Genomic DNA, 7,396 nt, shown 5'->3' with positions numbered 1-7,396 from the left:
GTGAAATTATTGATGGTTATGGATCTGAATATAAAATTGCGTTTTCATCTGTTTAATTTTTTTAATGAAAGTACTTATCTCAAGAGCGCCTTGATACCGATGCTGGCGATCGAACTGGTGCTCTTGACACTCTATTTCAGCATCAATCTCTACATTTCCACCCGCAACCAGGACATGCTGCTGCGCGAAGTCGAGAACAACCTGCTGACGATCACCACCATCGAGGCCAAGAGCATCGACAATCAGCTCGGCGAGGTCGCGCGTTTCACGCGACTGCTGCAACACGCGCAGGAGACCTTTTTCGCCCATCCCGAGGTCTGTCGTCTGCCCAATGGCCCGCCGCGCCTGGAGCGCGATCCCAATGGCGCCTACTACAAGGCTGAGGACAACGGCGGCGCCAGCCTCTATTACGCCGCTACGACCACCATCGGCGAGTCTGAACAGCGCAAGGCGTTCTGTAGCGAGGATCTCGACCCGCTCTTCAAGTCGACCGTCGACGCCAACCCGATCGTTACCCAGGCGTACCTCAACACCAGGGACGCCATGGTTCGGGTCTATCCCTTCATGCACAATGCCGCCGAACGCTTCGGCACCACCTGGGACGTCAATGAGCTGGCCTTCTATTACGAGGCCGATGCAGCCCACAATCCGGAACGCCGACCGGTCTGGACCAGCGCCTATCTGGATCCCGCCGGCCAGGGTTGGGTTATCTCCAGCATCGCGCCCGTCTATCGCGGGGATGTTCTCGAGGGCGTCACCGGGCTGGACGTGACCATTGAGCGCTTTATCCGCCATATCCTGGACCTCAATCTATCCTGGCAGGCCATGCCGTTCATGGTCGACCGTGACGGAACCATCCTGGCCATGCCGCCCGGCATCGAGCAAATCTTCGGTCTCAGGGAGCTGCTCGAACACGACTATGCTGGACCCCTCGGGACCACGCCGAGTAAGCCCGATGCCTACAACATCCTTAAAAGCGAGAATCCGAGCTTTCGCACCGGGATGCTGGAGTTCTTCCGTTCGGGTCAGAGCCTGTCGGAACTCAGGATCGATGAAACCCGCTATGTGCTCATCCAGCAGCCCATTCCCCAGACCGGCTGGCGTCTGATGGTGCTGGTCAATGAGCAACGTATCCTCGCACCCATCGAGGCGCTGCGCGATCTGAGCAACCACATCGGCTATGCCGCCATCGGTGTGATGGTGGTCTTCTATCTGGGCTTCTTGCTGCTGCTCCTGGTGTCGGTGCAGCGCCTGTCGAATCACATCGTCTCGCCGATCCATGCGCTCTCGGCGGCGACCAGCGATCTCGGCCAGCGTCTGCACAGCCAGCCGCTCCAGCCGGCGGGCATCCTGGAGGTCGATCAGCTCAGCCATAACTTCAATGAAATGGCGGTCGAACTGGACAAACGCACGAGCCAGTTGGTCGAAGCCAAGCTGGCCAAGCAGGTCCAGGAGCACGAGGCGCGCACGCTCGCACGCATGGCCAACACTGATCTGCTGACCGAGGTCTACAATCGGCGCAAGATTGAGGCCATCCTGAGCGAGGAGCTGGCGAGTCTGAGCGATCCCGATGACAGCTTCGGGTTGATTCTGTGCGACATCGACCATTTCAAATTGGTCAACGATCAGCATGGTCATCTCGCAGGCGATCAGGTGCTGATCGAGATGACCCGACTGCTGCGCGCTCAGTTGCGCAAGGGCGATTCGCTCGGTCGCTGGGGTGGGGAGGAATTCCTGATCGTCTGCCCCCAGATCAATCGTGACGGCATCGAGCAAACGGCCGAGAAGCTGCGTCTGGGCATCGCCGGACACGGCTTCCCCATCGTCGGCACGATGACGGCGAGCTTCGGCGTAACGCTCGCGCGTCCCGGTGAGTCACGCACCGAGCTGGTCGCGCGCGTCGACGCCGCGCTCTATGCCGCCAAGGCGGCGGGGCGCAATCGCGTTCATAGCGACATCTAACCCGCGTCCACCCAGCCGCGTCCCGGCCAGCGCCGCTGGCATCCGCCGTCGTCATCCAGCCGGAACAGATGCAGCCAGCCGTTGTCGAGGAGCTGCCGCACCAGGGTGTGCCGGGCGATGATGGCCTCGATCGGGGCCTCAGGCGCCTGGATGAAGACGCTCAGCCGTAGCGGCTCGTGGATCCAGCGCTTGCCATCGTGGAGCGACTGGAGCGACAGCCCCACGCGCAGATCGCCCGCGTTGCCCTCCAGCACGCCGATGGCGCCCCCGACCACGTTGTGCAGCACCTTGTTGCCGCTGCCGAAGCGGCGGTTGTCGACGCTCGATCCGTAGTACTGGAGGTTGATCCAGGTCGCGACCACCATGGGCGCGGTCATGATCAGCTCCAGGATCGCGAAGTCGGTGTCGTCGCGCCAGACATAGTCGTGCAGGAAGGTGCGTCCCTCCAGATCCAGACCCTGGGTGCGCGCACGCGGAGCAGCGATGAAGGCCCCGTTGCCGGCCAGACCCCATTCCGGACGCACCTGAGACCAGTCGCGCGCACGCCGTTGCAGGCTGGCGGCCAGCGCCTGGCCCTCGCGTCCGCCCAGACCCAGCAGACCGGCGCGCTGTGCACGTGTCAGCTCGCCGGCCCGTGCGAGAGTCTCTTCCAGCTCGGCCAGTTCCCCGACATGACTCGCCGGCAGCGACGCCGTATCGAACAGCCGGATGACGTCGGTCGTGGTGTCGTGCAGACCGGGCAGGAACCAGGTGTCGTCCGGGATCCGGAGGCCGCGCTCGGCCAGACCATCACGCACCGTCGGATCGTTGAGCAGCGCGGCGGCGGCGCGGGCGCTGGCTTCGCCGGTCTGACCGCCGCAGGCGCCGCAGTCGAGTCCGCTGGCGTGCGGGTTGTTGACGCTGGTGCTGCCATGTCCGATCAGGAGCACCAGCGGCGCCAGCCCCTGGCTCAGCGACATGGCGCGCAGGATGCCCTCAGCGAGTGCCACACGCTCGGCGGGCGGGATGCCCAGGGCCTCGCCCTGACAGGTCGCTGCCTCATGAGATCCTCCGTGGTCGTCGTGAGGATGACCGCACGCCAGGCTCGGCCCCAGACGCCGCGCCTCGGCCTCGGGCAGACGCGGATCGTCGGGGGCCGGGACCGGCCGGCTCCAGCCGAGACTGTCACTGATCAGCTTGGGCGCATAGAGCCAGATCCCCGCCGACTCGACGAAGGAGAAGCAGGACGAGGCCCCCATCTTGAACGCCTTCCACGCCTGACTGAGACCGACCTGCCGGCGCTGGGTCGCCAGCGTCTGATCGCGCGTCTCGGTATCGACGCCCTGGAGTTCCGAGCCGATCCGATAGCGCGGTGTGAGCAGTACCGGGACATGCGCGCGGGCCGACTGAGTGCCGAACGGTCGCTGGGCGATCGGCATCCCGAAGAACCCGGCGAAACCCAGGGTCTGGATCTCCGGCGCGACCAGTTCCAGCGACCGGCGCATGACCTCGGAGCGCACATCAATGCAGAAGGCGGCCTGCGCGCGGGGGCGCTCCGCCACCGCCGGATGGTTCGGCGTCGCCGAGCCCAACCGTGCGACCAACTGGCGCTGATAGGCCAGCTCGCGCGCCGTCAGCCAGACGTGATCGAGCGTCCAGTCGGTGGCGGCGGCGGGCGTCTGGGCGAACTCCGCGAGGGCGGCTTGCCAGTGCTCGCGCGGCAACCGCTCCCGGAGCAGCCAGTCCCAGGCAAGCCGGATCGCCAGCAGCTCCTCGATGCGGTCGTCGCGCCCGCCGGTCAACTCCGCCTCCCAGCGTAGCCGCCGGGTCCAGGCCGCCCAGCCACCGATGTCCATCAGGATCGCGTGCAGATAGTCGACCGTCGCGTCGGCCGGGATCTCCAGCCGCTCCAGGACCAGACGAATCGTGTCGCGCGGCGTCTCGGGCAGCGCGGCGATCCGCTTGCGCACGCCGCCGAGCCCCATGAGCGCGGGACTGAGGTCGAGTCCGGCCGAGCGCCGCCAGGAGGCATAGAGCGAGAGCCCTTTCCAGGGCTGCTTCCAGGTCGCCTGCCCCATGTCGAAATAGGCCGCGCAATGGTGACTGATGCGATCGATCACGAAGCTCGACCAGTCGCCGCCCTCCAGGGCGTCGAGCATCTGGCTCACGAGCGGTACGCGCTGTCGCGGACGGGGCTCCTCGGCGAGCGCCGCGATCAGGGTCTCGGGATCGGTCTGGACACCCTGGAGTTCGGCCGCGCGGCGCAGATCTTCGCGCGTGATCTGGTCGGACTCGAAGGCGGCGTGCAGCTCGGCGCGTGGCGCATAGAGCCGTGCGCCTGCGACCCGCTCCAGGATGGCGGCGGCCTCCGGGAAGGACTGATCGCGCAGACCATGGAAGGGATTGACGGCCACGAAGCGATCGAGCGGCCAGACCGGCGCGATGCGCTCGCAGGCGGCCTGGATCTGGGCGGCGAGCCGTGTCGAGGCCGTGTCACCGCCTGCATTCAAGGCCGGCTCGGGCGCGTTGTGATCGTCCACGGTCAGGCTCGGACGCGGACGCGGGTTGTCTGCGAGACGACGGAATGCGATGGGTTTCATGTGTCTATCCTCCTCAAGCCATGACGGGCGCGCGACGCGGCGGCCAGAGACGCAGGATCAGGCGTGTCACCAGCACATCCACATAGAGACCGTTGTAGAGATGGACCTGGATGGTCTGACGCCAGGACGTGCCGAGCCGGCCGAACAGATGCTGGATCAGGATCAGACCGATGAAGACGGCCAGGATCGCCAGGGCGAGCACCGGCTCCAGAGGCCCGCTACTGGCGGCCACCGGCCGCACGCTGTCGGCGATGGCCCACTCGAAGGCCGCGTGCAGGGCGAAATAGCCGAGACAGACCAGGGCGCCGAGCGCGCTGGCGCGCACCAGCAGGGCGCCGTCGTCGGCCAGACGCAGTGACTGGAGCAGCAGTTGCGCCACGGCTACGGCCACGATGGCGCCGGTGACGATGAGCGCCGGCTCCTGCACCGGATCGATCCCGAACAGCCAGCCCGCGATCAGGGTCATGAGCAGCGCGCCCTGGAAGGCCGCCAGCCAGTGCCAGGGCTTGGGTTCGGTAGCGGCGAGCTGGGGTGTCGGGGCGCGGAAGCCGTCGACACTGCTGCCTGCGGCCAGGAAGGCATGGGCCTTGTAGAGCGAATGGGCGACCAGATGCAGCAGCGCCAGGCTATAGAGTCCGAGTCCGGCCTCCAGCAGCATGAAGCCCATCTGGGCCGAGGTCGACCAGGCCAGCGAGACCTTGATGCTGGTCTGGGTGAGCATCACCAGGGAAGCGATGGTCAGGGTCGTCAGACCGATCAGGGCGAGTGCTTCGAGCGCCGGACCCGACACCGACATCAGCGGACTGAAGCGGATGACCAGGAAGGCGCCGGCATTGACGATCCCGGCATGCAGCAGGGCCGAGACCGGCGTGGGCGCCTCCATCACCTGGATCAGCCAGCCGTGGAAGGGGAACTGGGCGCACTTGAGCGCCGCGCTCAGCACCACCAGCCAAGCCGCCCACTGGAGCGGTACCGGCAGCGGACCGTCGAGCGTCGCCATCGCCGCCTGGATATCGCTCAGTTCCAGGGTGTGCAGGGTCGCGCCGACCAGCAGCACGGCGAGCGCCAGACTCAGGTCGCCGATACGGCTGAAGACGAACTTTTTGTGCGCCGCCAGCACCGCGCCCGGTCGCTCGGGATAGAAGAGCAGCAGACGGTGCAGACTGAGACTGGTGGCGATCCAGGCGCCGAGGAACATCAGCAGGTTGCCTGAGACGATCAGCGTCAGGATGGACGCCAGCGTCATCAGCAGCCGGCGATGGAAACGCCCTTCGTGCGCGTCGCCGGCCATGTAGTTGCGGGCATAGTTGGAAACGATCGCACCAACCAGCGCGACCAGGGTCAACATGATCACGGTCACGGCGTCGACATGGATGCTCAGGGCCAGCGCCCCACTGTCGAACGGCAGACCGATGGCGAACAGGGTGAAGGATTCGGCCGGGCCGAAGCCGTGGAGCGCCAGCGTCGTCAGGGCGAAGCCGAACGCGAGCCAGGTCGCACCATTGGCGAGACGTGCCAGGCGAGCTCCGTCCCGGTCGGCGAATCGGTCGGGGATGGAGCCAGCGAGCCAGAGTGACATGGGCGCGGCGATCGCCGCCGCCGTCGTGAAGGTCAAGGACATCCGCGCCTCCTGGGCCTGATGGCCGCTGAATCGAGAGTATGGCTAGACTCTAAGGCCGGGTGGATGCAATTAAAAATCTATATTTGAGATCAGATCCATAGCATAGGGTCTATGAATCGAAGATTGAACGCGCCGGCAAGCGCGAACATGGCCAATCCTTCCCTATTGGTTGGGTGATGTCGCCGGGGTGCGTCGACGATCGGAGTGAGACTGATGCTTCAAGAACTGCGAATCGGTGTCGGTGGCCTGAACTGCGCGTCCTGTGTGGCGCGGGTCGAGCGTGTCATCGTCAATCATCCCGGCGTGGAGTCAGCCGAGGTCAACCTGGCCTCGGGGCTGGCCCTGGTGCGTTTCGAGCAGACCTCGGTGCCCGAGCTGCTGGAGGCGGTGCGCACGGCTGGTTATGCGCCCGTGATCGAGTCGGTCACGCTCGGCATCAGTCAGCTGCGCCACAACCAGACGGTGCGCTTTCGTGGGCGCGAGCGTTCATTGAGCGCGTACTTTCTCGCCTCTCCCGGTGTGCCCCAGCGCCTGCGGTTGCGCGGCGGCGAAGAGATCGAGGTCCGTGTCAGTAGCGCACGCCTGTATGTGTGCGCCCATGAGACCAAGCGCTTTGTCATCGCCCTGACCTACCCCGGCCAGAACGAACCCCGGTATCTGGTGGCCAGCGACCTGAGCTGGCGTACCCAGGACATTCTCCAGATCGCCACCCTGCGCTGGCTCGTGGAGGTGTTTCTGGCGGACTGGAAGCGTTATGAAGGCTGGGGGACGCTGGCCAAACAACCGGATGAAGAGGGATCAAGCCGCCGCCTGATCCTGAGTCTGCTGCTTGACCACGCCCTCCTCCTTCACCCCGAACAGACCGCCCGCCTGAAACAGCCGGCTCCCGCGTGCACCGTGGGTAGCCTCCGCGAAGCCTGCCGGGCCGAGGCCCTCGTCGCCATGGTGCGTCACCTGTTGAGTGCTGAGGATCCGGTCGCCGCTGTGGCTCAATGGGCTGAACACGTCAAAGCCATCTACGCCCTAGCCCCATCGAGCAAACACATGAGTGGCCGGGATCTGGGGCGACAAGAACCCACTCCTTCCTTGCGCTACCGGGCGCTGGAGGCCATGGCGAGCGCTTAGCGCCTCTCAACATCAGAAGTCAAGAACAAAAACTCATCGTTCGCTTAATTTCCCCCTCGATTCATGAAAGTGGAGCAAGCTACAGGCACTTACCACTCTGAGTCAGAAA

The 7,396-nt window shown here is 65.3% G+C and carries 4 protein-coding genes; 2 read left to right on the top strand and 2 right to left on the bottom strand.

All coding sequences use genetic code 11. The annotated features are described in order from the left end of the window. The first annotated feature begins 99 nt into the window (after positions 1-99). Positions 100-1,962 (top strand): sensor domain-containing diguanylate cyclase, encoded by a 1,863-nt coding sequence (locus GJ668_RS18945; RefSeq protein WP_246195015.1) that lies wholly within the window; start codon positions 100-102, stop codon positions 1,960-1,962. Here GJ668_RS18945 and GJ668_RS18940 read toward each other — a convergent pair. Beyond that, a complete protein-coding gene (locus GJ668_RS18940; RefSeq protein ID WP_155451661.1) occupies positions 1,959-4,541 on the bottom strand; it encodes a YbcC family protein in 2,583 nt (860 codons plus the stop codon). The two genes, GJ668_RS18945 and GJ668_RS18940, sit on opposite strands and share 4 nt — an antisense overlap. A gap of 13 nt (positions 4,542-4,554) precedes the next feature. Then, positions 4,555-6,162, bottom strand: a complete 1,608-nt coding sequence (locus GJ668_RS18935; protein WP_155451660.1) for an NADH-quinone oxidoreductase subunit L — start codon at positions 6,160-6,162, stop codon at positions 4,555-4,557. Positions 6,163-6,375: 213 nt separating this feature from the next. On the opposite strand from GJ668_RS18935, the gene GJ668_RS20800 reads away from it, so the two are divergent. After that, positions 6,376-7,287: a heavy-metal-associated domain-containing protein gene (locus GJ668_RS20800; RefSeq protein ID WP_246195014.1), complete on the top strand. Its 912-nt coding sequence runs from the start codon at positions 6,376-6,378 to the stop codon at positions 7,285-7,287. The last annotated feature ends 109 nt before the right edge of the window (positions 7,288-7,396 follow it).

It is taken from the genome of Allochromatium palmeri, from assembly GCF_009720725.1.
Classification (GTDB): Bacteria; Pseudomonadota; Gammaproteobacteria; order Chromatiales; family Chromatiaceae; genus Thermochromatium; species Thermochromatium palmeri.
Note: the sequence above shows the minus strand (reverse complement) of the source record. Positions and strands in the feature narration are given on the sequence as shown.